This window comes from Micromonospora sp. NPDC049102 (assembly GCF_043197485.1).
Lineage (GTDB): Bacteria > Actinomycetota > Actinomycetes > Mycobacteriales > Micromonosporaceae > Micromonospora.
Window position 1 is genome coordinate 76,037 of record NZ_JBICTE010000025.1, and the last position, 24,532, is coordinate 100,568.

30 protein-coding genes are annotated in these 24,532 nt (G+C 71.5%); 20 read left to right on the forward strand and 10 right to left on the reverse strand.

Annotated features, from left to right (window positions below; genetic code table 11):
* Positions 1-182: 182 nt before the first annotated feature.
* The 6 genes from ACGFH9_RS22375 (at position 183) to ACGFH9_RS22400 (ending at position 5,341) form a co-directional block, all read left to right on the forward strand.
* Positions 183-1,145, forward strand: coding sequence for an LCP family protein (locus ACGFH9_RS22375; protein ID WP_393222437.1), 963 nt, complete (start codon positions 183-185; stop codon positions 1,143-1,145).
* A 58-nt stretch (positions 1,146-1,203) separates the two neighbouring features.
* Positions 1,204-1,539: a rhodanese-like domain-containing protein gene (locus tag ACGFH9_RS22380; RefSeq protein WP_393222372.1), complete on the forward strand. Its 336-nt coding sequence runs from the start codon at positions 1,204-1,206 to the stop codon at positions 1,537-1,539.
* 10 nt (positions 1,540-1,549) lie between these two features.
* Positions 1,550-2,338: a glycerophosphodiester phosphodiesterase gene (locus ACGFH9_RS22385; protein WP_393222375.1), complete on the forward strand. Its 789-nt coding sequence runs from the start codon at positions 1,550-1,552 to the stop codon at positions 2,336-2,338.
* A 116-nt stretch (positions 2,339-2,454) separates the two neighbouring features.
* Positions 2,455-3,909, forward strand: coding sequence for an ATP-binding protein (locus tag ACGFH9_RS22390; RefSeq protein ID WP_393222378.1), 1,455 nt, complete (start codon positions 2,455-2,457; stop codon positions 3,907-3,909).
* A 64-nt stretch (positions 3,910-3,973) separates the two neighbouring features.
* Positions 3,974-4,378: an ATP-binding protein gene (locus ACGFH9_RS22395; protein WP_393222440.1), complete on the forward strand. Its 405-nt coding sequence runs from the start codon at positions 3,974-3,976 to the stop codon at positions 4,376-4,378.
* Between the two features lie 75 nt (positions 4,379-4,453).
* The gene (locus ACGFH9_RS22400; protein ID WP_393222381.1) at positions 4,454-5,341 is read left to right on the forward strand and encodes a DUF5926 family protein; all 888 of its coding nucleotides are present in this window, start codon (positions 4,454-4,456) and stop codon (positions 5,339-5,341) included.
* On the opposite strand, the gene ACGFH9_RS22405 is transcribed toward ACGFH9_RS22400, so the two are convergent.
* On the reverse strand, positions 5,328-6,557 hold the full coding sequence (locus ACGFH9_RS22405; RefSeq protein ID WP_393222384.1) for an arginine deiminase: 1,230 nt from the start codon (positions 6,555-6,557) through the stop codon (positions 5,328-5,330). The genes ACGFH9_RS22400 and ACGFH9_RS22405 overlap by 14 nt on opposite strands.
* A 164-nt stretch (positions 6,558-6,721) precedes the next feature.
* Between ACGFH9_RS22405 and ACGFH9_RS22410 the strand changes: the two genes are divergently transcribed.
* The 5 genes from ACGFH9_RS22410 (at position 6,722) to pheA (ending at position 10,172) form a co-directional block, all read left to right on the forward strand.
* Positions 6,722-7,462 carry a hypothetical protein gene (locus ACGFH9_RS22410; RefSeq protein WP_393222386.1) on the forward strand — a complete coding sequence of 247 codons (741 nt, stop codon included), beginning with the start codon at positions 6,722-6,724 and terminating at the stop codon, positions 7,460-7,462.
* A 166-nt stretch (positions 7,463-7,628) separates the two neighbouring features.
* Positions 7,629-8,087, forward strand: a complete 459-nt coding sequence (locus ACGFH9_RS22415) for a hypothetical protein (RefSeq protein ID WP_393222389.1) — start codon at positions 7,629-7,631, stop codon at positions 8,085-8,087.
* Between the two features lie 75 nt (positions 8,088-8,162).
* Positions 8,163-8,552, forward strand: a complete 390-nt coding sequence (locus ACGFH9_RS22420; RefSeq protein WP_355240376.1) for an ACT domain-containing protein — start codon at positions 8,163-8,165, stop codon at positions 8,550-8,552.
* Between the two features lie 83 nt (positions 8,553-8,635).
* Positions 8,636-9,208, forward strand: coding sequence for a hypothetical protein (locus ACGFH9_RS22425; protein WP_393222392.1), 573 nt, complete (start codon positions 8,636-8,638; stop codon positions 9,206-9,208).
* Between the two features lie 10 nt (positions 9,209-9,218).
* Positions 9,219-10,172 (forward strand): prephenate dehydratase, encoded by a 954-nt coding sequence (pheA, locus tag ACGFH9_RS22430; protein ID WP_393222395.1) that lies wholly within the window; start codon positions 9,219-9,221, stop codon positions 10,170-10,172.
* A gap of 61 nt (positions 10,173-10,233) precedes the next feature.
* On the opposite strand, the gene ACGFH9_RS22435 is transcribed toward pheA, so the two are convergent.
* The 3 genes from ACGFH9_RS22435 to ACGFH9_RS22445 form a co-directional block, all read right to left on the reverse strand.
* On the reverse strand, positions 10,234-10,956 hold the full coding sequence (locus ACGFH9_RS22435; RefSeq protein ID WP_234582643.1) for an AIM24 family protein: 723 nt from the start codon (positions 10,954-10,956) through the stop codon (positions 10,234-10,236).
* Between the two features lie 100 nt (positions 10,957-11,056).
* A complete protein-coding gene (locus tag ACGFH9_RS22440; RefSeq protein WP_355619130.1) occupies positions 11,057-11,404 on the reverse strand; it encodes a metallopeptidase family protein in 348 nt (115 codons plus the stop codon).
* Between the two features lie 91 nt (positions 11,405-11,495).
* Positions 11,496-11,927, reverse strand: coding sequence for an OsmC family protein (locus tag ACGFH9_RS22445; RefSeq protein ID WP_355240364.1), 432 nt, complete (start codon positions 11,925-11,927; stop codon positions 11,496-11,498).
* Positions 11,928-12,126: 199 nt separating this feature from the next.
* Here ACGFH9_RS22445 and ACGFH9_RS22450 point away from each other — a divergent pair, with 199 nt between their 5' ends.
* The 3 genes from ACGFH9_RS22450 to ACGFH9_RS22460 all read left to right on the forward strand — a co-directional run bounded on the left by ACGFH9_RS22450 (position 12,127) and on the right by ACGFH9_RS22460 (position 14,688).
* Positions 12,127-12,867 (forward strand): hypothetical protein, encoded by a 741-nt coding sequence (locus ACGFH9_RS22450; protein WP_393222399.1) that lies wholly within the window; start codon positions 12,127-12,129, stop codon positions 12,865-12,867.
* A 187-nt stretch (positions 12,868-13,054) separates the two neighbouring features.
* Complete coding sequence (locus ACGFH9_RS22455; RefSeq protein ID WP_355240358.1) at positions 13,055-13,876, forward strand: HAD hydrolase family protein; 822 nt, start codon at positions 13,055-13,057, stop codon at positions 13,874-13,876.
* Complete coding sequence (locus ACGFH9_RS22460) at positions 13,876-14,688, forward strand: HAD family hydrolase (protein WP_393222403.1); 813 nt, start codon at positions 13,876-13,878, stop codon at positions 14,686-14,688. The genes ACGFH9_RS22455 and ACGFH9_RS22460 overlap by 1 nt, the downstream gene beginning before the upstream one ends.
* Positions 14,689-14,692: 4 nt before the next feature.
* Here the strand turns inward: ACGFH9_RS22460 and ACGFH9_RS22465 are convergent, their stop codons facing one another.
* Entirely contained in the window at positions 14,693-15,307 is a 615-nt protein-coding gene (locus ACGFH9_RS22465; protein WP_393222405.1) for a bacterial proteasome activator family protein, read from the reverse strand.
* 60 nt (positions 15,308-15,367) lie between these two features.
* Here ACGFH9_RS22465 and ACGFH9_RS22470 point away from each other — a divergent pair, with 60 nt between their 5' ends.
* Both ACGFH9_RS22470 and ACGFH9_RS22475 read left to right on the forward strand, forming a co-directional pair.
* Positions 15,368-16,165 carry an alpha/beta hydrolase family protein gene (locus ACGFH9_RS22470; RefSeq protein ID WP_393222408.1) on the forward strand — a complete coding sequence of 266 codons (798 nt, stop codon included), beginning with the start codon at positions 15,368-15,370 and terminating at the stop codon, positions 16,163-16,165.
* A gap of 80 nt (positions 16,166-16,245) precedes the next feature.
* The gene (locus ACGFH9_RS22475) at positions 16,246-17,433 is read left to right on the forward strand and encodes an ABC transporter substrate-binding protein (protein ID WP_393222410.1); all 1,188 of its coding nucleotides are present in this window, start codon (positions 16,246-16,248) and stop codon (positions 17,431-17,433) included.
* A gap of 75 nt (positions 17,434-17,508) precedes the next feature.
* Here the strand turns inward: ACGFH9_RS22475 and ddaH are convergent, their stop codons facing one another.
* Entirely contained in the window at positions 17,509-18,342 is an 834-nt protein-coding gene (ddaH, locus tag ACGFH9_RS22480) for a dimethylargininase (RefSeq protein WP_393222412.1), read from the reverse strand.
* A 59-nt stretch (positions 18,343-18,401) separates the two neighbouring features.
* On the opposite strand from ddaH, the gene ACGFH9_RS22485 reads away from it, so the two are divergent.
* The 3 genes from ACGFH9_RS22485 to ACGFH9_RS22495 are packed head-to-tail and all read left to right on the forward strand — an operon-like array spanning position 18,402 to position 19,476.
* Positions 18,402-18,863 carry an Lrp/AsnC family transcriptional regulator gene (locus ACGFH9_RS22485; protein ID WP_354814963.1) on the forward strand — a complete coding sequence of 154 codons (462 nt, stop codon included), beginning with the start codon at positions 18,402-18,404 and terminating at the stop codon, positions 18,861-18,863.
* A gap of 59 nt (positions 18,864-18,922) precedes the next feature.
* Entirely contained in the window at positions 18,923-19,219 is a 297-nt protein-coding gene (locus tag ACGFH9_RS22490) for a zinc-binding dehydrogenase (RefSeq protein WP_393222414.1), read from the forward strand.
* The gene (locus ACGFH9_RS22495) at positions 19,216-19,476 is read left to right on the forward strand and encodes a zinc-binding dehydrogenase (RefSeq protein WP_393222416.1); all 261 of its coding nucleotides are present in this window, start codon (positions 19,216-19,218) and stop codon (positions 19,474-19,476) included. Before ACGFH9_RS22490 ends, ACGFH9_RS22495 begins: the two co-directional genes overlap by 4 nt.
* On the opposite strand, the gene ACGFH9_RS22500 is transcribed toward ACGFH9_RS22495, so the two are convergent.
* From ACGFH9_RS22500 to ACGFH9_RS22510, 3 genes are all read right to left on the reverse strand, one after another.
* A complete protein-coding gene (locus ACGFH9_RS22500) occupies positions 19,473-20,567 on the reverse strand; it encodes a hypothetical protein (RefSeq protein ID WP_393222418.1) in 1,095 nt (364 codons plus the stop codon). The two genes, ACGFH9_RS22495 and ACGFH9_RS22500, sit on opposite strands and share 4 nt — an antisense overlap.
* Before the next feature lie 129 nt (positions 20,568-20,696).
* Positions 20,697-20,960, reverse strand: a complete 264-nt coding sequence (locus ACGFH9_RS22505; protein ID WP_393222421.1) for a DUF6457 domain-containing protein — start codon at positions 20,958-20,960, stop codon at positions 20,697-20,699.
* Entirely contained in the window at positions 20,957-21,688 is a 732-nt protein-coding gene (locus ACGFH9_RS22510) for a molybdenum cofactor guanylyltransferase (RefSeq protein ID WP_393222424.1), read from the reverse strand. Before ACGFH9_RS22510 ends, ACGFH9_RS22505 begins: the two co-directional genes overlap by 4 nt.
* A gap of 133 nt (positions 21,689-21,821) precedes the next feature.
* Between ACGFH9_RS22510 and fdhD the strand changes: the two genes are divergently transcribed.
* Entirely contained in the window at positions 21,822-22,685 is an 864-nt protein-coding gene (fdhD, locus tag ACGFH9_RS22515) for a formate dehydrogenase accessory sulfurtransferase FdhD (protein WP_393222427.1), read from the forward strand.
* 113 nt (positions 22,686-22,798) lie between these two features.
* On the opposite strand, the gene ACGFH9_RS22520 is transcribed toward fdhD, so the two are convergent.
* Positions 22,799-24,010, reverse strand: coding sequence for an MFS transporter (locus tag ACGFH9_RS22520; RefSeq protein ID WP_393222429.1), 1,212 nt, complete (start codon positions 24,008-24,010; stop codon positions 22,799-22,801).
* Positions 24,011-24,532 lie beyond the last annotated feature (522 nt).

The window sequence follows — 24,532 nt, forward strand, 5'->3', positions numbered from 1 at the left end:
CCGAGAGTTTTCACCCAGCCGCGTTCGCGTAAAGCCCGACGATCGCCCCCTCACGTTCCGTAGCCTGAGGTGAAGAGACCTCATGTATCGGCTGCGGGGAGGCGGTCACGCCCAGGTGGGGACGGAACGCGGCCGGCCGGGCACACCCGGCCGGGCCACACCGCGCCCGCTGGCCACGCTTCCTGCTCGGCATCGGCCTCGCCCTCGTCCTGCTGGCCGGGCTCGCCGTGGTCGGCCTCAGGACACTGACCCACCGGTACGAACGCACGGTGACCAAGGAGCAGTTGCTCGACGCCGACGCCCGCACCGACCGGACCGACCTGGACGGGGCGCTCAACTACCTGCTGATCGGCACCGACCGACGCGCCGGCAGCAGCGAACCGGACCAACGCTCCGACACCATCCTCATCGTGCACGTGCCCGCCGGGCGGCGCGAGGCGTACCTGGTCTCCATCCCGCGTGACCTGCTGGTCGCCATCCCGCCCGCGAACGGCTTCGGCGGCGGCCCCGACAAGATCAACGCCGCGTACGAGCACGGCGGCGGCGGGCCGGCCGGCACCCGACTGCTCTCGACCACCCTGAACCGGCTCACCGGCATCCGGTTCGACGGCGCCGCGCTCATCGACTTCTCCGGCTTCCGGAAGGTTATCGACCTCCTCGGCGGGGTGCAGATGTGCGTCGACACCGAGGTCCGCTCGATCCACACCAACCGGGTCTTCTCGACCGGCTGCCAGCGGATGGACGGGGCACAGGCGCTGGACTACGTACGACAGCGCTACGGCCTGCCCGGGGGCGACTACGACCGGCAGCGCCACCAGCAGCAGCTCCTGCGGGCGATGCTGGACAGCGCCGGCGACGCCGACCTGCGCAACAACCCGGTCAAGCTGGACCAGGTGCTCCGCGCGGTGGGGGGCTCGTTGACGGTCGACACCAACGGCGTACCCCTGGAGGATCTGCTCCTCGCGCTCCGCGCGCTGCCGCCCGACGGGATGCGCGGCGTCCAGGTGCCCTCGTCGCCGCAGACCATCGACCAGGTCTCGTACGTGGTGCTCGACAACGGCGGCAACGGGCTGTTCGAGGCGGTCCGGCGCGCCCGCGTACCCGCCTGGGCGCAGGCCAACCTGCGCTGGGTGACGCGGTTGTGACAGTGGCGACGGCCGGGTCGGTGCCGATCCGGCCCGCGAGGATCTAGTGTTGCTTCCTGTGTTCGGACCCCAGGTTCCCACCGTGCCCGTGACCGAGATCACCGACGACACCTACCTGCTCGACGTGCGGGAGGCCGACGAATGGGCGGCCGGCCACGCCCCCACCGCCCACCACCTGCCGATGATGGAGCTGCCCGCGCGGCTGGCCGAGGTGCCCACCGACCGGGACGTCGCCGTCATCTGCCGCTCCGGCGGACGTTCCGCCCAGGTCGTCGCCTACCTGGTCAACAACGGCTGGGGGCAGGTGCGCAACGCCGACGGCGGGATGCGCCAGTGGGCAGCGGTCGGCCGAGGAGTGGTCGACGCGAACGGGCAGCCCGGCCAGGTCATCTGAGGCGGGCGGGATGGGCGGACCACTGGTCTTCGCGCACCGCGGCGCCTCGTACGACCTCCCGGAGCACACCCTCGCCGCCTACCTGCGCGCCCTCGACGAGGGTGCCGACGGGCTGGAGTGCGACGTCCGGCTGACCCGGGACGGGCATCTGGTCTGCGTACACGACCGCCGGCTGGACCGTACGAGCAACGGTCGCGGCCTGGTCAGCGCGCGCACCCTCGCCGAGTTGGAGGCACTGGACTTCGGCTCGTGGCATCCGGGCAGCGCGCCGAGCGGTGACCTGCCACCGGACGAGTCACACACCCGGCTGTTGACCCTGCCCCGTCTGCTCGACGCGGTGCTCGCCGCCGGACGGCCGGTGCGGCTGCTGGTGGAGACGAAGCACCCGTCCCGCTACGGCTCGCAGGTGGAGCGGCGGCTGGTCGACCTGCTGCGTCAGTACGGACTGGCCGATCCGGCACCGGACGACCCGGTCCAGGTGACCGTCATGTCGTTCTCACCGCTGGCGGTGCGGCGGGTCCGGGAGCTGGCCCCGGCGCTGCCCACGGTGCTGCTGCTGGAGGTGCTTCCGCCCTGGCTCCGGCTGGGCCGGCTGCCGTTCGGCGCCCGCATCGCCGGGCCGGGCATCGGCCTGCTCCGGGCCCGCCCCCGCCTGCTGCCCGCGCTGCGCGCCGCCGGCAACCAGGTGTACGTCTGGACGGTCAACGACCCGGCCGACATGGAGATGGTGTTGGCCGAGGAGGTGGACGGGATCATCACCGACCGCCCCGCGCACGTTCTGGCCCGCCGGGACCGCTGAACGGGCCGCAACGCCAAGCTGGCCGTCCGGCGTGCCGACCGCCGACAGCACCTACGCCTACGCCTGGGCGACGACCGGGGGTGCCGAAAGCCGGGCCGGCGGGGCAGACTCGGCACATGCCGGAGCGTATCGATTTTCCCGCTCTTCTCGCCGGCCACACCGTCGTGATCGAGATGATCAACGCTGGGGAAGCGGGCCTACCGGTCCTCATCCAGCTACTCCGGTTGACCCAACCGGCGCTGGGCGCGAGCGGAATGGCGTTCGTCGAGTTCGGTCCCACCGGCGGGCGGGTGATCGCGGCGACCGGCGCGGCGGAGTGGGCGGTCGGCCGCCCGCTCGCGGCGGACGACCCGGACACCGTCCGTCTGCTCTCCGGGCCCCGGGTGAGCCAGGTCCGGGTCACCGACCTGAGCGGCAAGCTCGCCGCCGAGCTGGCCGGCAGCGGACTGCGCCGGATGGTGGTCGGCCGGGCCGAGATCGGCGGCCACACCGTCGGCAGCCTGCACGCCTTCTATCCGGGCGACGACGAGCCGGGTGCCGAGCAGCAGGGAGTGATCGCGTACCTCGCCTCGTGCATCGCGCACAGGTACGGCGACCAGAGCGGGCTGCCGGTGCACGGCGACGGGCCGGTGGTGGCGGCACTCGCCGACGGGCTGGCGGTGGTCGACCGGGACGGCCACGTCCGGCTGTGGAACCCGGCCGCCGTGCAGGTCACCAGTCGGACGGCGGAGCAGGCGTTGAACGGGCCGTTGCCGTTTCCGTTGCCACCTTCGGGCCAGGTCCGCGACCACCGGCTGCCGGACGGGCGCTGGCTGCGCATCACCTCCGGTGATCTGCCCGGCCCGGGCGCGCTGCGGGTGGTCACCTTCCGGGACATCACCGACCAGCAGCGCCGCGATCACGACCGGGAGCTGTTCGTCGCCGTGACCAGCCACGAGCTGCGCACGCCGGTCACCGTCATCAAGGGGTACGCGGACACCCTCACCGACCACTGGGAGTCGCTGACCGACGCCGACCGGCGGCAGGCCGCCCGGGTGATCGGGCAACGGGCCAACGAGCTGGCCCGGCTGGTCGACCGTCTGCTCTCCTCGGCGGCCGAGACGGGACCGGGGGACGAACCGCCCACCCCGTTCGACCTGGGTGAGGCGCTGCGCGCCGCCATCGTGGACCTGCCGGCAGAGCTGCGGCACCGGCTGACGCTGCGCCTGCCGGCCGACCTGCCCAAGGCGCTCGGCCACCGTCCCAGCCTGGCGACCGTGCTGACCGAGTTGGTGACGAACGCCGGCAAGTACTCGCCGCCGGGCTCGCCCATCGAGGTCACCGCCGGTGCCGACGGCCAGTTGGTCGCGTTCCGGGTCAGTGACCGCGGCATCAGCATCCGGCCGGAGCACGTGGAACGGGCGTTCGACCGGTTCTGGCAGGGCGAGTCCGGTGACCGACGCGGCTATCCCGGAGCGGGGCTCGGCCTCTATCTCGTCCGCCGGATCGTTGAACAACAGAATGGATGGGTATCCCTACGTCCGAGGACCGACGGCGGTACGGTCGCAGAGGTGCGCCTACCGCGCGGTTGACCAGCGGTGGCACGACGTGGAGGCGACGGTGGCAGCGGCAGCGGCGAGGGACCGGGCGTGGTGCGTGGTGGTTCCCCATCACCCCGTCGGCGCACGGCTGGCCCGGCATCGGCTCGCCAACGATCTGGCCGACGTCGTACCCCCGGCGCTTCTCGCGGATCTCATCGCGGTGCTCGCCGAGCTGGTGGGCAACTCGGTCCGGCACGCGCGTCCACTGCCCGGCGGCGTGGTCCGGGTGGCGTGGCGGCTGCGGCCGTCGGGCGAGGGCCCACGGATCCAGCTGCGGGTGACCGACGGCGGCGCGAGCACCGGCCCCCGTATCCGTATCGCCGGCCAGGACGCGGCGGACGGGCGCGGCCTGCACATCGTGGCCGGCCTGGCGACCCGCTGGGGCGTCGAGCGTGACGGCATGGGCCAGCGCGTCTGGGCGGAGTTCGACCCCAGCCCCAGGCTGGTCGCGGCGAACTGACCACCCGGGGTGGGTCCGGCTCCGGTGGCGGGTCTGGGCCACGGTGCGGGGCCGAGGGCTCTAGGCTGTGACGCCGTGAGCAAGCGTCGAAAGAGCCAGCGAGTAGCCAGCGACACCACTCCCCGCCGGGACAAGGTGCGGGACATCTTCGTGCCGCGACCGTTCGAGGGGCTGGTCGACGAGTCCGAGTGGATCGCGCTGCGCGAGCTGGTGCCCGCCGCGTCCGCCCCGCTGCGACTGGCGCCCGCCCTGGTCGAGGAGTTCGGCGACCGGTCGGTCACCCTGGCCACGGTGCTGCCGATGGCCGCGCCGGCCGTGAGCAAGCCGGACGGCCAGGTGCTCATCGGCCTGCAGCGGCACCAGCAGTCCGGCGACGTCTCCCGAGACCTGGCCGACGCGTTGCTCAGCGCCCTGCGGGCCGAGCCGGGCGGTCAGGTGTCCGTGCCGCCGCTGCCCGGCCCCGGACCGCGACTCCAGGACATCCTCGTGGACGGTCCGCTGGAGATCAGCATGCACGACGGGTTCGAGTTCTGGCTCGATCCTGGCGCGGCCGACGATCCGGGCGTCCAGGCGTCCCTGGAGCGGGCCAACGCCGCCATCTACCCGACCGTGCGGATGACCTCCGCGAAGGCCGCGTACTGGTGCCGGGTGCCCGAGAAGGCACACGTGCGCTGGGTGCTGCCGGACGACGAGGATGCCGCCCTCGACGCGCTGGCCCGGCTCGGCGCCGCCGGCACTCTGACGCTCGGCGACCAGACCAGGTTCGCCGGGATGTTCCGCGCCCACGGCCGGCTCGTTCCCGTGTGGGACCTGCCGGAGGAGACGCCGGCCGCCGAGTGGGAGGACCCGGTCGCGCAGTTCGCCAAGCGGTACGCGGAGGCTCTCGCCAGCACCGAGGTGTTGGACGCCGCCGGCCGCCGCGCCCGCCAGGGGCTGCTCGGCCGTCAGCTCACCCTGCGCTGATCCCACCGCGCAGCGGTTCGCGGTCCATCGGACAGGACATGCAGCGGGGGCCACCCCGGCCGGAGCCCAGCTCCGAACCGGCGATCGGGATGACCTCGATGCCGGCCCGCTCCAACTGGGCGTTGGTCTCGGTGTTGCGTTCGTAGCCGACAGTCAGCCGGGGCGCCAGGGCGAGGGTGTTGTTGCCGTCGTCCCACTGCTCACGTTCGGCGGTGACCGGGTCCAGGCCGGTGTCGATGACCCGGAGCTGGTCCAGGTCCATCGCGTCGGCGGCGGCCCGCAGGAACGGCGCCGGGCCGTCCACCCGCGGATCCTCGCCGTCCGCGCCGGCGATGACGGTGTACGCCGAGAGGGTGCTGGCGATGTTCGGATACATCAGTACGGCGTCGACGTCGACCATCGTGCAGACGGTGTCCAGGTGCATCGTGGCGCGTTTCTGGGCGATCGGCACGACCAGGATGGTGTGCGCCAGCCCGGCGGCGAAGACCTGCCGGCCGAGACGTTCCGCGCCCGCCGGGGTGGTCCGCTCGCCCACGCCGACCGCCAGCACGCCGGGTGCGAGCAGCAGCACGTCCCCGCCCTCCAGATGTTCGAGGTCGGGGCGGTAGACGAACTCGGTGCCGGCGAACCGTGGGTGGTGTCGGTAGATGGCGTCGGTCAGGCTGGTCTCCCGACGGCGGGCCGGCATGGCGAGGCTGGTGACACCGACGCGGTCGCCGATCCACAGCGACGAGTCCCGGGTGAAGAGCAGGTTGGGCAACGGGTCGATGACGAAGTCGTGCCGGTCCATCAGGGTGTAGACGAGCCCGCCCGGCCGCTCCGAGCTGATCCGCAGCTCCTCGTGGGCCAGTCCGGCGGTGAGGACGTCGGCCAACGCGACCGGGTCCAGATAGGCCAGGTGGTCGGCGACCCTGGTGCGCAGCGTGTCGCCGAGCCGCCGCGAGCGCAGCACCTGCTCGGTCAGTTCGGCGCGAGCGTCCTCGACGGCCAGTGTCTCGGCCAGCAGGGTGGCGAGGTAGAGCACCTCGACGCCGCGCTCGCGCAGCGCAGCCGCGAAGGCGTCGTGCTCCTCCTGTGCGCGGCCGACCCAGGGGATCGCGTCGAACAGGAGCGAGTCGTTGTTGCGAGGGGTGAGCCGGGCCAGTTCCGGGCCGGGCCGGTGCAGCAGCACGGTGCCGAGCCGGCCGACTTCACTGTCGACGTAGTGGGTCACCACCGCAGCGTAGGGCAGGGTTTGGCGGCATCCGAGAAAAGAACTGTGGATGAATATGGCATTCATCCACAGTCACTCCGGCGCTCCGGCTTGCAGAACACCCGGAGTGGCAACGTAGGGTAGTGAGAAGATAACTTCGAGGGACCTTTTGCCGGAGGTCGACGACGATGACTGTCTTTCCCGCACGACGAGCCGTACCGACCGCCCGGGCACTGCCGCCCATCGCGGTGCCCCACCCCCGCGTCGAGGCGCCAGGGGCTCTCGAACCGGTCCGCCCCACACCACTCGAATGGGCCCGCCGGCGTCGCGCCGAGCGGGGTGCCCGTCGGTTGGAGGCGGCCGGTGCACGGGCGCTCGGCCAGCTCGACCACCTCGGGCCGTCCTGGCACGTCATCGAGTGGCCCCGCACCGACGTGGCGGACGTCCTGCTCGACCGCTCCCAGGACGACCGCGCCGGTTTCCTCGCCATCGGGCCGAGCGGTCTGTTCGCGGTCACCATCGCCGACCACGGCCGGGCCCGGGTGCTCGTCGCCGGGGACGTCGTGCAGATCAACGGTAAGCGGCCCCCGTACGTCACGGAGGCCCGGCGCGACGCCAAGCGGGCCAGCAAGGCCCTCTCCGACGCGGTCGGGTTGACCATCCCGGTGACGCCCGTGCTGACCTTCGTGGGTTCCGGCGTGATCAGCGTCTACGGCCTCCCGAAGGACTGCCTCATGGCCACCCACCGGGAACTGGACCGGCTCCTCGTGGCCGGCGGCAACCGGATCAGTCCGATCACCGCCGAGAAGCTGGCCCGGGTGGCACAGCACCCGAGCACGTGGCTGAACGGCACTTACCGTCCATCGGCCGACTACCGGTGGTACGAGGAGGGCCGAACGGCCGCTGACAAGGCGGCCCACCGCCGGTAACGTCACCGGCGGCGCCACGCGGCCCCGGTCCCCCACCTACCCACCGGCCCCCGCGCCGTCGCCGGCCGCCCGGGTTCTCCGCTGCGGCGCGGTGACCTGGCTCGCTCGGTGATTCCGTCGTCGACCGGCTAGCGTGGACAGTCCGTCGTTGTACATAGGAGGCGCGGTGGCCCACGTCGAACTCTCGCTCTCGGAAGTGTTGGTGCCGTCGGCGCGAGCCTCGACAGAGCTGGAGTTGGACAATGTCGGCCAGTGGTCCTCGACGGTCGGCCGGGCCGACGAGCCCTGCCTGCTGATCGACGCCGACACCCGCGTGGTGGCCATCTCCACGGCCGGCTGCCAGCTGCTCTGCCTGGGCGAACCGGCCGGCCTGATCGGGCGCCCGCTGCTCGACGGCGGCCTGCGCCTCCTGGATTTCACCGCCAACCGGGGCGAGCTGACCGAGGCCGAGATCGACAAGATCCCGCCCCTGCTGGCGCTCTCCTCCGGCCGCCTCGCCCGTGGACTGCTGCGGGTACAGGCCGCCTCCGCCGGCTGCCCTGACGCGACCGTCGACGCGATCTCCACTCCGCTGCTCACCGACGGTGCCGTCGCCGGATCGCTCACCTTCTTCTCCGAGGTCTGACCAGCGGCGGGATGTGTCGTTCGCCGCACGCGGCGATGCCCGGATGGGCTGGGCTCCACGCCGTAAGGTGCCCTCATGCTCGATATCGCCCTGCTGCCCGGGAAGTACGCCGTGTGCCGGCTGGGTGCCGGCACCGCCCTCCCGGACGTGTTGTCGAGCGGACTGGGCCGCGCTGACGTGGTCACGGTGAGCTGGACCGCCGACGGGATCTCGCTCATCTGCCCTGCCGACCGGGTGCCCGCCGACGCCGTGGTGGAGACCACCTGGCGTTGCCTACGCGTCGCCGGCCCGACGGGCGTTGCCGGCACGGGGACGCTCGCGGCGCTCGTCGACCCGCTCGCCGCGGCCCGGGTCAGCGTGGTCACCTTCTCCACCTTCGACACCGACTACGTGCTCGTGCCGGCCGTCCGGCTGACCGAGGGCACCGCCGCGTTGGAACGCGCCGGACACCGCATCCTCGGCTGACCTTCACCCGGCCGGCCGCTCCCCATACGATGGGCTCGGCCACCCCGGCCGCGACGTACCCCCATTGTCCCGAGGATCGGCCCGTGCCGTTCACCCCACCCCGTCACCCCGCTGCCCCCAGCGCCGCCGCACCAGCGGCGGCCGCGCTGCTGGCGCTCCTCGCGATCGGAGCGCTGACCGGCTGCGGGGCACCTCCCGAGCTGCGCGACCCCGTTGGTGTGCCCACCGGGGCCGGCAGCCCGACGGCGTCCGGCCCGACCGGCGTCCCGACGGGCACACCCTCGTCCGCGCCGACCGCGCCGCCACCCACCACCGGCTCGGCCACCCCGGACCCCGGCCTGGTGGCCACGGCCTGCCGGAACGGGCCGACCGGGCAGCGGGTGGTGCAGTTGCTGCGCGGTCGGGCGTCGGTGCTCCCGGACAACGTCGGGGTCCGGGTCCGCAGCGGGCCGCTGTGCGCCGGCGATTGGCAGTACACCGTGGTGGAGGTCACCGGGCACGAGGAGCTCCAGGTCGTCACCCAGGGTCGGTCGGAGGCCCTGGAGTTGATCACCGCCGGCACGGACGTGTGCACCATCGAGGTCCGGGCCACCGGGCCGGTCGGCATCCGTACGCTCGCCTGCGATGCTGCTTCGACGCTCGGGCCGGGTGCGTAGTCTGGGCGGCATGCCCGGAACACCACCTTCGCGCTTCGTCTACCTCGGCCCCGAGGGGACCTTCGCCGAGCAGGCCCTGCGCACCATCCCCGCCGCCGAACACGGCACCCGTACGTCGGCGCGCAGTGTCGGGGAGGCTCTGGACAGCATCCGGGCCGGGGAGGCCGACGCGGCGCTCGTACCGCTGGAGAACTCGATCGGCGGGGCGGTCGGCGTCACCCTCGACGAGATGGCCGAGGGCGAGCCGCTGGTGATCACCCGGGAGGTGATCCTGCCGGTCGAGTTCGTTCTCGCCGCGCGTACGGGTACCGCGCTGTCGACGGTCCGCTCGATCGCGGCACACCCGCAGGCGTCCACCCAGTGTCGGGGCTGGCTGCGGAACCATCTGCCCGACGCCACGGTCGTCGACGTCCTCTCCAACGGCGCGGCAGCGGCCGGCGCCGGGTCCGGCGAGTACGATGCGGCGATCTGCGCACCGATCGGGGCGGCCCGGCACCGGCTGGCGTTGCTCGCCGACAAGATCGCCGACCATCCGGACGCGGTGACCCGTTTCGTGCTGGTCTCCCGTCCCGGCCCACCCCCGCCGCCGACCGGCGACGACCTCACCTCGCTGGCCGTCTACATCGCCCACGACCGGGTCGGCGCGCTGCTGTCGGTGTTGATGGAGCTGGCCGTACGGGGGGTGAACCTGACCCGCATCGAGTCCCGCCCGACCGGGGAGGCGCTGGGCCGGTACGTCTTCTTCCTCGACTGCACCGGGCACGTGGCCGACGTACGCCTGGGTGAGGCGTTGCAGGGGCTGCGCCGGGTGTGCGCGGACGTCCGTTTTCTGGGGTCCTATCCCCGACACCGTTGGGTCGAGGCCGGCGAGCGGCGGGTGCCCGCGCCGGCCGGCCTCTCGGACGTCGACTACGCCGACTCGACGGCCTGGTTGGCCCGACTGCGCGCCGGCGAGATGAGCTGAGCGGGCGGACAGCCTGGCCCTGGGGACACGCCCGGTAAGCGCGCCCCCTCCGGGTCGGCGCTCAGCTCAACAGACCGCCGAGCAGACCACCCTCCTGCTGCTGCTGACCGCTGCCCATGACGGGCGGCTCCTCGGACGGCTGCACCACCACGAAGCCCTGGCCCGCGAAACTCATCGTGAACGACTCGCCGGTGCGCCGGCCCAGCAGCGTGCCGAGGCCAAGCTGCTCGGCGCGGTGGTAGCCGGTCTGGAGGTTGGCCGACCAGCAGACGGCAGCCTGCGGGTCGACGTACGTCGGGGCGTCCACGTTGAGCACCACCGGGGTGCCCTTGGTCGTGATCGCGATTCGGCCGTACCCGCTGAACACGCAGTTGAACAGCCCCGACGAGGAGGCCATGCCGGCGCCGCCGACCATCCTGATGTCGTACTGGAGGGTCGAGTCGAACGCGAGAACGCTGGAACCGTTGATGGACAGCGCGTCGCCCGGCTCCAGGTCGATGATGTGCACGTCCTTGGCCAGCTCGGCGAGGAAGACGTCACCCTGGCCGGTGACCTTCATCAGCGGGACGCCCTCGCCGGTCAGCTTCTGCTTGAGGAACTTGCCGAGGCCACCCGAGCCCAGGGCCTGGAACTGGACGTTGCCCTGGTAGGCGACCATCGAGCCGACCCGGGCCATCGCCTCGCCGTTGAGCTCGATCTTCAACATCTTGGAGTTCTGCAGGCGCATGCCCGCCTGCGCCGACTCCTTCTCCAGGTTCTCCGCCGAGAACAGCTCGCTGCGCATGAAAGGTGCCTCCTGAAAGGGTCGTGGTCGCTGCACCGACCGTAGGTGACCACGGCAACCGGAGGCGATCGGTTCAGCGAGGCGTACGGGTTCCGCCGCGTCAGCCCCAACCCAGGGCGTGCAGCCGGGCGTCGTCGATGCCGAAGTGGTGGGCGATCTCGTGCACCACGGTCACCGCGACCTCGTCGACGACGTCCTCGTCGGTGTCGCAGATCCGCAGGATCGGGTGCCGGTAGATGAAGATCCGGTCCGGCAGTACGCCGGAGTAGTCCCAGCCCCGATTGGTGAGTGCGTGCCCCTCGTAGAGACCGAGCAGGTCGGACTCACCCGGGGGCGGGTCGTCCTCGACCAGGATCACCACGTTGTTCATCAGGCCGAGAAGTTCCTCGGGCACCTCGTCGAGGGCGTCAGCGACCAGCTCCTCGAAGCGCTCGCGGGTCATCTCCACCGGCACGCCGTCCATTCTGCCCGACGCGGGACCACTCGGCCGGGTCGCGCTCGGCGACCCGGGCCGGGGTCCACGTGTGCGGGTCGCCGGGTCAGGAGGCCAGGCGGGCGGTGAGGGTGATCTCGGCGCCCGGCGAGAGCAGGCGGGAGATCGGGCAGTTGGCCTTGGCGGCCTCGGCGAGCTTGGTGAACTCGGCCTCGTCGACGCCGGGCACCTGGCCGACGGTCTCGAGGTCGATCCGGGTCACGCTGAACCCGGCGTCGGTCTTGTCCAGGTGGACCTTCGCGGTGGTCTCGACCGAGGTGGGCGTCGTGCCGGCGTCGGCGAGGGCCTTCGAGAACGCCATCGAGAAGCAGCCCGCGTGCGCGGCGGCGATCAGCTCCTCGGGGTTGGTGCCCTCACCCTCCTCGAAGCGCGACTTGAAGGAGTAGTTGCCGGAGAGGCCGCCCTTACCGGTGCGGACGGTGCCCGAACCCTCGGTGAGATTGCCCTGCCATTGTGCGGAAGCGGTACGGATAGGCATGTTGAGAACGCTAGCGGAAAGGTGACCAGCGGGCGACCGACCGGCACCGACGACCGCCCTGCGATTCCCGTCACCCCGACCGGCGACGCCGACGGATCGTGGCGACCGTGGGCGGACCCGCGCGGCGTCGACGGCAGCGCCGCCGCGAAGGGCTGTGCCATGATTCGACGCAGGCCCGTGACCGGCGGAGGGATGGCCGATGCCCGAGGATCTGCCCATTCCGCGCCAGGGCGAGCCGTCCGACGCGCCGGCCGTGATCGAGTGGGGTGGCGACGAGCCCGCGCGGGCTCGCCGATTCGCCAACCCCCTGGCCGGTCTGACCCGGGATCCTCGCCTGCCGCTGCTGCTGGCCGGCCTCGGCGCGGTCGCCGGGGTCGCGTCGATGCTCGGCGAGTGGGTGCTGACGACCATGCCCAACGCCGGTCCGGACGGGACCAGCACGATCGAGGTGCCCGCCGGCGTGTCCGAGGTCGGCGGCTTCGGGATCGCCTATCTGGCCGGACTACTCGGCCTGGCCTGCGCCGTGGCCCTGGCGTTGGGGGGTACGGCGACGGTCCGTACCAACGCGCGACTCGCCGGGGTCACGCTGGCCGGCGCGCTGCTGGCGTTGCTGGTGGCCGCCACGGCGACGTTCGACGACCTCAGCGAGCGGACCCTGCTCTACTCCGCCCAGGAGGGCTTCCGGGTCGAGTACGGCCGCGGCCTCGTGCTGGCATTCGTCACGTGTGTCCTCTTCGCCGCGGCTCTGCGCCTGACGTGGGCCGTCCCGGCCGGCACGTCCGCCGGGCAGCCTGACGATGACGCTCGCGCCGACGTATCTGTGATGCGATCCTGGCGCCGCCATCGGGATCCGGTGCCGGGCGACGGTGGCCTACCCGCGCCCGCCGACCTGACGGTGCAACCGGCCGCCCCCTTCGCCCGCCCCGAACACCCGTCCTGAGCGCCCGCACGGCATGCCACCCCGGGGTAGGGGTGGACACCTGCCGGGTGCCGCGCGTTGGTGTCCGATTCGCCGGGAAGCCATGGTTGCGACCCGTTCCGCGAGGTACGGTTGCTGCCCGCCGTCACGCCGGGTCTCCACCAGGACCGCACGGTTGGCTGCGACGGCGGTGGGCGAAGGAGGAACGATGACCCGCCCGGGACTGCCCAAGCTGATCGCGACCGACCTCGACGGAACGCTCGTCCGCAGCGATGACACCGTCTCCGCGTACACCCATGGGGTGCTCGACCGGGTGCGGGCCGCCGGAATTCCGGTGGTCGGCGCGACCGGACGCGGCCCCCGACTGACCGAGCTGACGCGTAACGACATCCGCGCCGCCGACTTCCTGGTGATGGCCGGCGGCGGACGTGTGGTCGACCAGAGCGACCCGACGGGCCCGGTGGTGCTCCGCGACGAGCGCCTGCCCGCCGAGGTGCTGGCCCGGCTGCTCGCCGATCTGGAGGCCGAGGTCGGCCCGCTGACCGTGATGGTCGAGGCGTCCGACGAGCACGACGCCCCGCTCTGGGGTGACTATCACGAGAGCTGGCCCTACCAGGACCGGTTCGAGGCGCGCAGCCGCGCTGAATGCCTCTCCTGTGACGTGATCAAGGCGTTCGCCCGGACCGCCGACCACCACGTCGACGAACTGCTGGCGGTGGCCCGTCGGATCGTCTCGCCGCAGGTCGCCACGCTCACCCAGGCCGGGCTCGGCTTCATCGAGATCTGCCCGCCCGGGACGGACAAGGCGACCGGGCTGACGGTGGTGGCGCAGAGTCTCGGCGTCGACCCGGCCGACGTCCTGGTCTTCGGTGACATGCCCAACGACCTGCCGATGTTCGAGTGGGCTGGCTGGTCGCGGGTGGCGGTGGCGAACGCGCACCCGGACGTCCGCGCCGCCGCCGACGAGGTGACCCTGCGCAACGACGACGACGGGGTGGCGGTGTACCTGGACCGGCTACTGTCCCGGTGATGGGAGACACCCCTCGGCTGGTAGCCACCGACATCGACGGCACGCTCATCCGCGACGACCACACGCTCAGCCCCCGCACCGCCGCCATGCTCGCGCGGCTCACCGCGCGAGACACGCCGGTCGTCCTGGTCACCGGCCGCCCGGTCCGTTGGCTGCAGATGGTGTACGACCAGCTGGACGCGCCGCTGCCGGCGGTCTGCGCCAACGGTGCGGTGGTCTACGACCCGGTGCGGGACGAGGTGCTACGGGCCGATCCGCTCGCGCCGCAGCACCTGGCCGAGGTGGCCGAGCGCCTGCGGGCCGAGGTGCCCGGTATCCGCTTCGCCGTGGAGATCATGGACAGCCGCGAGATGCGGCACGAGACGGAGTACCCGCTGCGCTGGGACGCCGACTCGAACGCCATCCGGCCGATCGAGACGCCGGAGGAGTTGCTCTCGCTCCCGGCGGTGAAGCTGCTCGCCCGCGCCGGCGAGCAGGATCCGGACGCGTTCGTCGCGGTGGTGGCGGCGGCGCTGGTGGGGCTGGCCGAGGCGACGCACTCGTCGTCGTCGGGCCTGGTGGAGATATCCGCGACCGGGGTGACCAAGGCGGCCGGGCTCGACTGGTACTGCGACCGGCTCGGGGTGGCCGCGGCGGACGTGGTGGCCTTCGGCGACATGCCCAACGACGTGCCGATGCTGAGTTGGGCGGGGCGCGGCGTGGCGGTGGCCAACGCGCACCCCGCCGTCCTCGCGGTCGCCGACGAGGTGACCGGTACGAACTCCGAGGACGGCGTGGCCGCGTACCTCGAGAAGGTCTTCGGGGTCGAGTGACCGGTCAGAGGTACTGACCGGTGTTGTGACCCTCACCGCCGCCCGGCTGGCCGATGCCCGGCATGCCGGGGACGACGCCACCGGGGCCGCTGGGCAGCGCCTGGCGGCCGCCGCGCATCTGCTCCAACTGGACCCGAGCGGCCATCTGCTGGGCGACCAGGGCGGCCTGGATGCCGTGGAACAGGCCCTCCAGCCAGCCGACGAGCTGGGCGTGTGCGATGCGCAGCTCGCTCTCGCTGGGCGCCTTGTCCTCGGTGAAGGGCAGCGAGATCCGCTCCAGCTCGTCGCGCAGCTCGGGCGCGAGGCCCTCCTTCAGCTCGACGATGGAGCGCTGGTGGATCTCCCGCATCCGGTGGCGGCTGGCGTCGTCCAGCGGGGCTGCCTTGACCTCCTCCAGGAGCTGCTTGATCATGCTGCCGATCCGCATCACCTTGGCCGGCTGCTCGACCAGGCGGGTTGGGTCCTCGCCCTGCCCCTCCTCGGTCTGCACGGTGCCGATCGGCCGCCCGTCCGGACCGACCACCACCACGGTGCCGGAGTGGCCGGAGTCGTCGGGGCCGGGCTGGTCGTTCTGCTCAGCGGTCATGGGGTCCATCTTTACCCAGGCGGCGTGACCCATGCCGCCCGGGACCGACTCCCAGGACCGAACCACCCGCGCGGGGCGCGCTACCGTCGCGCCATGCCTGCCGACCCACGCGCCGTGCTGACCCGGCCCGCGCCGGCGGCGGACCTGACGGTGGCCTACGGCGACCACCCCGACCAGATTGCCGACCTGCGCCGTCCGGCGGGTGACGGCCCGGCCCGACCGCTGGTCGTGGTGGTGCACGGCGGTTTCTGGCGGGCCGAGTACGACCGACGGCACACCGGGCCGCTGGCCGCCGCGCTGGCGGCCCAGGGGTACCCGGTGGCGCAGTTGGAGTACCGACGTACCGGGCAGCCGGGCGGTGGCTGGCCGGGCACGTTGACCGACGTCCTGGCCGGGGTCGCGGCGCTGCCGGAGTTGGTCGCCGAGGCTCTGCCCGACCGGGTGAGCGCGTCCGCGCCGATCCTGATCGGTCATTCCGCCGGTGGCCACTTGGCGCTGTTCGCGGCGGCAACCGCGCCGTCGACGGTGCGGGGGGTGCTGGCCCTGGCTCCGGTGGCCGATCTCGCCGAGGCGTACCGGCTGGACCTGGACTCCGGGGCGGTGGCCGCGCTGCTCGGCGGTGGCCCAGCGGAGGTGCCGGAGCGGTACGCGATGGCAGATCCACGATCATTGGTACCGATGCGGACACGAACAGTAGTCGTGCACGGCTCTCTGGATCAGCAGGTACCGGCCTCGCTGAGCCGGGATTTCGTCACGGTTACTCGTGCCGCAGGGTCCGATATTTCCCTTGTTGAGCTGCCCGGATGCGAGCATTTCGGGCTGATCGACCCGGAGTCTCCGGCGTGGCCCCGACTGCTTGATGCATTGCGGTCCTTGCACGATGATCACTAGCCATTGACGCAGCGTCGCCCGAGCAGGTAGAACGCCGGTGGGGCGCTGTTCGCCCTGCAACGCTTCTGGGAAGGAATTCGGTGTCGCAGATGAATCGCAGGCGGGCGCTCCAACTGTTGGCCGCGCTCGGTACGACCGGATTCGCCGCAGCGTGCGGCTCCGACACCGACCCCCAGCCGACGCAAACCAAGGGTCCAATCAAGATCGGTCTGATCGCACCGAAGGCCGGCGGCTTCAAGTCCATCGGTGACGACATCACCAACGGCTTCCGGCTCTTCCTCGATTTGCACAACCAGCAACTGGGCGGCCATCCGGTCGAGCTGCTGACGGCCGACGAGGGTGAGACCGCCAAGACCGGTAAGGCCGCCGTCGACCAGCTCCTCAAGCAGAACGTGCTGGCGCTCACCGGCGTGGTCAACTCGTCGGTGATGGTCGGCATCCGCGACACCGTCGAGGACGCCCGAATCCCGCTCATCGGGTCCAACGCCTCGCCGAGCAGCCTGCAGGGCGTCCTCTACATCTGGCGTACCTCGTACGTGCTGGACGAGGCCGGGCGCGCGTTGGGCCGCTACCTGCGCGACCAGCTACCGGCGAACGGCCGGGTCGCGATCATCGTGCCGGAGAACGTGGGCAGCCCGGACGTCGTGCGTGGCTTCCGGCAGGAGTTCGGCCCCAGCGACCCGCGCATCGCGGACCCGGTCACCAACACCAACCCCACCCCGAACCCGGGCAAGACCACCTACGCGGCGGACATCGAGAAGGCGCTGCGCAAGAAGCCGACCGCCGTGTTCTGCTTCTACGCGGGCGCGGCCGCCGTGGAGTTCATCAAGCAACTGCGCGAACAGTTCCCCGGGCCCGTCTACGCCCCCGGCTTCCTCACCGAGGGCACCGTGTTGGAGAGCCTGGACCGGGACGCGCTGGGCATAAAGACCGCCCTGAACTACTCGGCCGACCTCAACAGCACGTCGAACCGGGTCTTCGCCTCGGCGTACCGCAAGAAACACCAGACCACCCCGACCACCTACGCCATGGCGTCGTACGACGCGGCACAGGTGCTCGACCAGGCGATCCAGCTGACCGGCGGGGCGCCCACCCCGCAACAGGTCAACCTTGCGCTGGGCCGGATCGGCCAGATCGACAGCCCGCGCGGCATCTGGCAGTTCAACCAGCCGCGTACCCCGCAGCAGAAGTGGTACCTGCGGGAGGTCCAGCGCGACGGTCAGGTCATGTCGAACGTGCTGATCAACGAGCTGGCCACGCTGGGCTGAGCGCCCACCAGGCGAAGCAACAGGGGCCGGCCTCCGACGGGAGGCCGGCCCCTGCCGTACGCGGCAGTGTTCGGGTCAGTGCCGCAGTTCGGCGATGCAGCACTTCACGCTGCCGCCGCCCTTCTTCAGCTCGGCCAGCTCGACCGGGACCGGGGTGTAGCCGGCCGCCTTGAGCTTGCCGGCCAGCCGGGTCGCCTCGCTGTTGAGCACCACGTTCGCGCCGTCGCTGACCAGGTTGAGCCCGAAGGCCATCGCGTCCTCGTCGTCGGCGATCACCGCGTCCGGGAAGAGTTGCGTCAGCACCCGCTGGCTCGCCGCGGAGAACGCGCCCGGAAAGTACACGACGTTCGCGTCGTCCAGCACGGCGAGCGCCACGTCCAGGTGGTAGAAGCGCGGGTCGATCAGGCGCAGCGACACCACCGGCCGGCCCAACGCCTCCTGGGCCTCCGCGTGCGCCGGGATCTCGGTCCGGAAGCCGTGCCCGGCCAGGACGAGCCCGCCGTGTGCCTCCGGCACGTACGCGAAGTCACCCTCGCCCTCGTTGGTCTCGCTCGGCGCGACGAACCGCCAGCCCTGCTGCTCGTAGAACGCGTGGTGCGCGGCGGCCTCGCTAGCCCGCTGCTCGTGCTTGAACCGCGCGCCATAGACGCTGCCGTCGACCACGAAGGCGCCGTTGGCGGCGTACACCATGTCGGGCAGCCCCGGCTCCGGCGTGAGCAGGTGCACCTCGTGGCCGAGGCCGACCAGCGCCTCGCGCAGCCGGTCCCACTGTTTGACGGCCAGGTCCCGGTCGACCGGGGTGGTCACGTCCATCCACGGGTTGATCGTGTACTCGACCGCGAAATGCTCCGGCGAGCACATGAGATATGTCCGCTTTCGCGGGACTCGCTGTTGGTTCACGGTCACCAACAGTAGGTATCGTTGAACTTTCGTAACAGCCACAACCATTGCTTTCCAGAGGCGGAACGTTGCAGATAGACGCCGTTGACCAGCGGATCATTGCGTTGCTCGTCGCTGATGCCCGTGCCTCGTACGCCGACATCGGCACCCGGGTGTCACTCTCCGCCCCGGCGGTCAAGCGCCGGGTCGACCGACTGCGCGCCACCGGCGTCATCCGGGGATTCACCGCCGTCGTTGACCCGGCGGCCGTCGGCTGGACCACCGAGGCGTTCGTCGAGCTGTTCTGCGCCGGCCGGACCACCCCCGCGCAGATCGGCGTGGCCGCCCGCCGTCACCCCGAGGTGGTCGGCGCGTACACCGTCTCCGGCGAGGCGGACGCGCTGGTGCACCTGCGGGCCGCCGACATCGCCCATCTCGAGGCGGCACTCGAGCGACTGCGCGCCGAATCGTTCGTGACGTCCACCCGCAGCACCATCGTGCTGTCCCGGCTGGTCGAATCCCCCGGCGTCGGGCCGTCCACCGGCGCTTGACCTCAACCGTGGTTCAGGTGTTGGACTCGTGCTTCCTGGCACGACACCAGGGAGATTCCATGCGGGCGATCTGGTTACGTGAGTTCGGCGGTCCCGAGGCCGCGGCGGGTGGCGTGGGGAGCATGCTCGTCCAGATCGCGACACGGGCCGGCGCACGCGTGGTCGGCGTGGCCGGCGGACCGCGCAAGGTGGCACTGCTACCCGGGTTGGGCGCCGACGTGGCGGTCGACTACCTGCAGCCGGAGTGGGCCGACCGCGTCCGCGAGGAGATGGGCGGAGTCGACGTGGTCTTCGACGGCGTCGGCGGTCCGGTCGCCCGGACGGCGTTCGAGCTGCTGACTCGGGCGGCCGGATGATCAGCTACGGGTTGGCCGGCGGCGAATGGTCCCCCGTGACGCCGGATGCCGCCGCCGAACGCCGGATCACGCTGATCCGGCCGGACGTGCCACCCGCGCGACTACGGGCGTACACCGTCGCAGTCCTGGCGGACGCGGCGGCCGGGCAGCTCCGGCCGCTCATCGGCCAGCGCTTCCCCCTCGAACGGGCCGCCGACGCGCACGCCGCCGTCGAGGGGCGGGCGACGGTCGGCAAGACCCTGCTCGACGTGAGCTAGAGATACATCCCGGTGCGGTGCTGGGAATCGTCACCGCGGACCGACTTGTCGCCCTCGCCGAAGAAGCGCTTGCCCCCGAACTCGCCGTGGAGACGATCGTCCAACTCGTCGGCGAGACCGGTCATCACCTGCACCGCCAGCATGAGATGGGTCGCCTGGAAGTTACGGCCGAAAACCGGGATCGAGGCCCAGACCGTGTCGTCGGCGCAGTACAGCCGACCGATCGGCATCCGGTTGGTCAGCTCCGACAGCTTGACGTAGAGCCGTTCGGTCGGCTCGACCTCGGTGAGGACCGGGGAGAAGACGTCCACCAGGGGCGGGTTGTCCCGCACCCGTACGAAGACCATCGCCGAGCCGGCCCGGATGGTGATGTCGCCGTCCGAGTCGATCTGCAACCGCTCGGCGTCGGACTTGAGCATCGTGGACACCACGGTGCGGACGCGCTCCGGCAGGTCGAGCACGTCGTCCCGCTCGGCAGCCGCCTCGGCCAGCGCCTCCTGGAGGTCGCCCTCCACGTCGGCGTCCGGTCCGAACTCGCTGCGCGCGGTGCCCAACGGCTCCACGGCCAACGGCTCACCCTCGGCGTCGTGCACCAGGTAGACGAGGAAGGCCGGGTGCGGTGCGCCGTACACGTCGCGCAGCGTCCGGGACAGCAGCGGAGCGATCCGGTTGGCGTCCGCCGTCGTGGCGTCCAGCCCGAACGAGCCGCCGGAGCCGGCCACCACGCCGGGCGGGGACCAGCCGAGCGCCACCATGTCCGCCACGGCCGCGCGGTCCAGCCGGTAGCCCTGCGGCAGGGCGGCGTTACCGACCGCCCGAGCGGAGAGGCCGCCGTCCTCGGTCGCGTCGACGCTGATCGAGTAGACGGCGTCCCCCGTACCGGAGGCGGTGGGGTCGAGGGTCAGTTCGAGGTGCGCGCCAGCCGGCAGTTCCCGCAGCCGCAGGGCGAGCATCCGGGCGAACTCCCGCCACGCCTCCGTGACCTTGGCGCGCAGGTCGGTGGTGCTGGGGCCGTCGAGCAGGATCGACTCCGCCGGCTCGGGTGTACCGCCGGGCTCTCCGTCCGACGCCGAGGGGTGGTCAGCCGTCATGATCGCCTCCGTCCGTTCCGATCACCCTACCCACGCCGTCCGGGCGTCGAATCAGCCCGGACCGGGATCGGACACCGGCCGTCGCCCCGCACCGGAGTCGGCCACGTCCTCGGTGCGCGGCGCGGCAGGTCAGGACGTGGGATCGGCGAGTTCGGCGTCCAGCCGGACCGGCCAGTCGGCCGCGAGAGCGCTGAGCCGGGCCGCCGCGTCCGCCGGGTCGGCGCCGCGACCGACGGCCAACCCGAGGAGGTACGCGCTGACCGGCGCACCGGGTCGCACCACCTGGTGGGCAACGTCGCGGGCCAGGTCCAGCACCGCCGACACGGGCACGTCGGTCGGGTCCAGACCCACCTCGGCGCAGGCCGCCGTGACCCAGTCGTCCAACACCGTCATCGCACCCACTCCTCCGCCCGGCGTACGTCCTCGTCAGTGTCGCAGTCGAACCACGGCGGTGGACCGTCACCGGCCCACGGCACCTCGCGAACCGCCAGACCAGCGAACAGCGCCCGCATCGAGGCACCGACCAGACTGCCGCCCCGTTCGGCGGCCAGCCGCAGCAGCCCGGCCCGCAGCGCGTCGACCCGCCACACCCCACAGAGTGACTGCCGCCGGCCGTTCGCGTCGACGAAGCACACCCCGTCGGCCGGCCGCTCGCGGTCGGGGACAGCGCCGGCTCGCCGGCCGGACGGGCTGTCGGCCAGGGCGGCGGGTGCCGGGCTGTCGGCCAGGGCTCCCGGACCGGACAGGCTGTCGGGCCGGCCGGCGGATGGCGGGGTGGTGGGTGGGGCGAGGTGGTTGAGCAGGTCGCCGATCGCGGCGCGGGTGAGCAGCGGCAGGTCGGCGGCGAGCAGCGCGACAAGCGTCGTGTCGAAGTCGAGCAGCGCCAAGCCGGCCGCCGTCGCGGCGACGGGCCCGCCTCCGGGAGGATCCTCGCGGGTCACCCGCACGCCGTCCGGAACGCCGCCACCGGGACCGACCAGCACGCAGGGCGTGGCGTCGCCGACCGCAGCCAGCACCCGGTCACGCATCGATCGGCCGCCGACCGGAAGCGCGGGCTTGTCCACCCCGCCCATCCGTCGGGCGGCCCCACCCGCGAGCACCACGGCGGCGTACGTCCCCACCCGGTCACGGTAGCCGTGCCGACGCTCGACCGCCCGGTGCCGGCGCGTGCCTGGCGCGATCTGCCCGGTTGCTCACGGTGCCCGATGACCGGCGGCCGTGCGGGCGTGCCGGTGTTGGGTGCAGGATGGCGGGATGGGACGGGCGACTGACCGACGGCGCGTACTGCGGATCGACCTGGACGCGGCCGACGGGCGCGCAGCCGTCCGGCGGCCCGACAACCTCTCGGTGGAGGAGCCGCTGGAGATCCGGGTCGGCCCGGGCGGCCCGGGTCGACGCAAGCCGCTCGCCGTCACCATGCGCACCCCAGGGGACGACCTGGACCTGGCGGTCGGTTTCCTGCTGGCCGAGGGGCTGATCCGCTCGACCGACGATGTGCTGACCGCGCAGCTCTGCGCCGGCGCGGAGACCCCGAACACGTACAACGTGGTGGACGTGGTGCTCGCCCCGGGCGTGCCGGAGCCGACCACCGACCCGTCCCGCAACTTCTACACGACCAGCTCCTGCGGGGTCTGCGGCAAGGCCAGCATCGACGCGATCCGGACGCGGTCGCTGTTCGACGTCACGGCGGACCCGCTCGCCGTGCCGGCCGCCCTCCTCGCGGAGCTGCCCGACCGGCTGCGTGCCGCCCAGCGCGCCTTCGACCGCACCGGCGGGCTGCACGCGGCGGGGCTGTTCACCCCGACCGGTGAGCTGGTGGTGCTCCGGGAGGACGTGGGCCGGCACAACGCCGTGGACAAGGTGATCGGCTGGGCGGTACGGGAACGCCGCCTGCCGTTGGCCGGGCATCTGCTGCTCGTGTCCGGCCGGGCGAGCTTCGAGCTGACCCAGAAGGCGTGGATGGTGGGCCTGCCGCTGCTGGCCGCGGTGTCCGCGCCGAGCACTCTCGCCGTCGAGCTGGCCGAGGAGGCGGGGATGACGCTCGTCGGCTTCCTGCGCGGTCCGACGATGAACGTCTACACCGGGGCGCAGCGGATAACCGTGCCACCGCCGGCCTGATGCTCACCGAGCAAGCAGGCTGAACTGGCCCAACCTGCACAGCAGCGTCCCGGATGATCAAAAACGGGCGGTGCGAAGGGCTCTCGACTGATCGTCATCGACCCGGCGACAGCTCAGGACGGCTGCGCCACGAGCTCTTGAGAGACGGGCGCGGCTGGAGCGAGGCGGTGCCATCGCGTGGCTGGTCGCAGCGCGAAGACGATCGCGGCAGCGCCGAGGATGGAGATGGCGATGGCGGAACCCACCTGGTCGGCGAGTACGCCAGCGAGAGCGGCGCCGACGCCTGCGGAAGTCAGGTTCATCGACCCCGCGACCCCCATCCCTCGGCCCCGTTCGGCGTCGGACAACAGGCCCGCGAACGACGTCACTGCGATGACGGTGAGGAGCGACCAAGCGGCCCCGCTCGCTCCGATGAGAATCAGCAGCAGGATCGGGTTGTGCAGCCAACCGACCGGTAGTAGCGGCAGGCCCGGGACCAGGAACACGGCGGGAAGCACCCGTGCGTACCGTTCTGATGCCACGAACCTGGCGAAGATGGCCAGCGCGGCCACGGAGCACAGTCCGCCGGAGGCCATGAAGATGCCGACCCACTGAGAACCGAGTCCGCGTTCGGCCACCAGAGGTGCGGCGAGGGCCTCCGGAGCTGTGAGAAAGAGGCCAGCGAACGTCGACAGAATGATCACGCGTCGCGCTGGTGTCCCCCACACGACGCCGATGCTCGTGGTGGCGGCGGGCTCATCCCCTTTGGACAGAGCTGCCGGACGCTTCTTGACGAACAGTCGGATCCCCAGTGCGCAGAGTGCGAACGTCGCGCTGTCGATCAGCAGGCAGCTTGCCGGGCTGAAGATCGTGGCCAGGAAGCCACCCGAGGCGAAGCCGACGAGCTGACCGGTCTGGGAAAGCGCCTGCCGCAGGGCCATGGCCGTTCCGTACTGCTCCTGCGGGACCACGTCACGAAGCAGCGACAGGTTGGCCGCGTTGTACGGTCCGGTGAGAAACGCCGAGGCTGCGACCAGTATGCACAGAACCGGAAGCGGCATACCCGGGACTGCCATCGCCAGCACCAACACCGCCCTGAACGTGTTGATCGCAACCAGCAGCCCACGGCGGGGTCGACGGTCAGCCTGCGACGACAACAGGAAGCCGCCCGCCACGGTCGGCAGGAATGTCATCGCGTACGTCAGGCCACTCAGCATGGCTGATCCGGTCCGTCCGAAGACCAGCAGCGCGAGCGCCACCCGCGAGAGTTGGTCTCCGATGACAGACAGCGATTCGGTGACCGCCATAGCACGGAACTCTCCGTTGCGGAATATCGGCGAAAACACTCGCTTCTCCTTGCCCTAGGCTCCGCGCAAATTCTAATTTATAGAAAAATTTCCATTTATATTCGGCTAATGTTTGATTCACTGTGTACAGAAGCAATGAAGAGTTTTTTCACTCGCTCCTGTTTGCATCTCGTCGCTGACGGCGGGAGCCCGGTGGGCACTCGCCGCAGCCATGCCACTCGTCTGCGTAATAACAAGGAGGTGATTTCCCATGGTGAAGATCCCCGGCTGGTGAACAAGACACCCTGGCCCGCAACAGCTAATGGCTTGATGGCGCCAGAAATTTGGTCGGGCCCGTGATGGATCACACGTAATGATCCGTCACGGGCCGTGACCTTTCTCCCACGCGATGGGGATGTCTTGAAGGTGCCGAAAATTGCGCGAACCTTGACCGGGTGGCCAAAATCCGCATCGCGTCGCTTCGCTAAGAGCGCGTTTCACATTGCTGTCAGTCGGGTGTGTTGAAGGTGCGGCGTTGTTGGCGGGTGGCGGGTTCGCCTCGGGTGAGACGGCGGAGCATGC